At 61.2% G+C, this 1,334-nt stretch carries 3 pseudogenes; 1 reads left to right on the plus strand and 2 read right to left on the minus strand.

Features of this window, described 5'->3' with window-relative positions:
• A pseudogene (locus tag B7X30_RS15685) lies at nucleotides 1–95 on the minus strand (IS5/IS1182 family transposase); the annotation flags it as partial.
• A gap of 138 nt (nucleotides 96–233) precedes the next feature.
• Between B7X30_RS15685 and B7X30_RS15690 the strand changes: the two are divergent.
• Nucleotides 234–635: pseudogene (locus B7X30_RS15690) on the plus strand (transposase); the annotation flags it as partial.
• Nucleotides 636–675: 40 nt separating this feature from the next.
• Here B7X30_RS15690 and B7X30_RS15695 read toward each other — a convergent pair.
• A pseudogene (locus B7X30_RS15695) lies at nucleotides 676–1,334 on the minus strand (IS3 family transposase); the annotation flags it as partial.

A 1,334-nucleotide genomic window follows, 5' to 3' on the forward strand; every position in this document is an offset into this window, starting at 1 on the left:
ACCCCGCCCCAAACTCCCGCTCGTCCAGGCAAGTGGGGTTCGAGCAATTCCCAGTGCCGATCTGATAGATCGTGTCGATGAAGCGTCTCGGGCATCTCACTAGCGCGGTTGGTATGAACAGCGCCATCATGCCACAACTCGTGACGACGCTATCTAGGAGTCGGACTTTCGAGGTTTTCGGATGCTGAGGTGATGCGGAACAATGGAGGCAGTGCATTCATGGGTTTTTTGCGATGAGCCGCTTCGTTAGCGTTGACCGAGACACTGCCTACCTCCTGCTGCCATCGGTGGACGAGTGGTTGCCACAGAATCACTTGGCACGGTTCGTTGTGGAGGTCATCGATCGCCTTGATCTGGATGATCTGGTCGAGCAGTATGCGGGCCGCGGTTCGGCGGCACATCATCCTGCGGTGTTGCTGGGGCTGCTGATCTACGGGTATGCCAATGGGGTGCATTCGAGCCGCAAGATCGAGCGCGCGACCTACGACTCGGTGGCGTTTCGCTTTGTTGCCGCCAATACCCACCCCGATCACGACACGCTGGCGACGTTCCGCCGCCGCTTCCTCAAGGAAGTTGAGTCCCTGTTCGTGCAGGTGCTGATGCTCGCACGCGAGATGAAGCTGCTCAAACTCGGACTGAACCGCCCCGTGTTTCGTGGAGGCTGGTTGGTTTAAGTCATGCCGCAATGGCGTGTTGACTGGCGAGTTGCCGCCAGTAGTTTGCCTCAGCTTCTGCCGCAGGGATATAGCCCAGGGGTTCCATCAGTCTGCGGTTGTTGAACCAGGCGACCCTTGTACAGCCCGTTGATGGTTTCGGCCAGCGCGTTGTCATAGGAGTCGCCCTTGCTGCCCACCGAAGGCTCAATGCCAGCCTCGGCCAGCCGCTCGCTGTAGCGGATGCTGACGTATTGCGAGCCGCGGTCCGATTGATGAATCAGCGCATCGTCGCGCCCCGGTTGGCGGGTGTACAGCGCCTGCTCCAGGGCACCTGGCACGAAGTCCGTGCGCATCGAACGGCTCACCCGCCAGCCCACGATCCGCCGGGCAAACACGTCGATGACGAAGGCCACGTATAGCCAGCCCTGCCAGGTCGACACGTCTGTGAAATCCGACACCCAAAGCTGATTGGGCCGATCCGCTTTGAACACGCGGTTGACCCGGTCCAGCGGGCACGGCGCCTTGGCGTCCGGGATCGTGGTGCGCACGACCTTGCCGCGCCTGGCGCCCTGCAATCCGAGCCTGCGCATCAGCCGCTCCACCGTGCAACGCGCCACCGCCACCCCTTCGCGGTTCATTTGCTTGCAGACCTTGTCGGCGCCATAGACCTGCATATTG

It is taken from the genome of Thiomonas sp. 13-64-67 (assembly GCF_002282795.1).
GTDB lineage: Bacteria > Pseudomonadota > Gammaproteobacteria > Burkholderiales > Burkholderiaceae_C > Thiomonas > Thiomonas arsenitoxydans.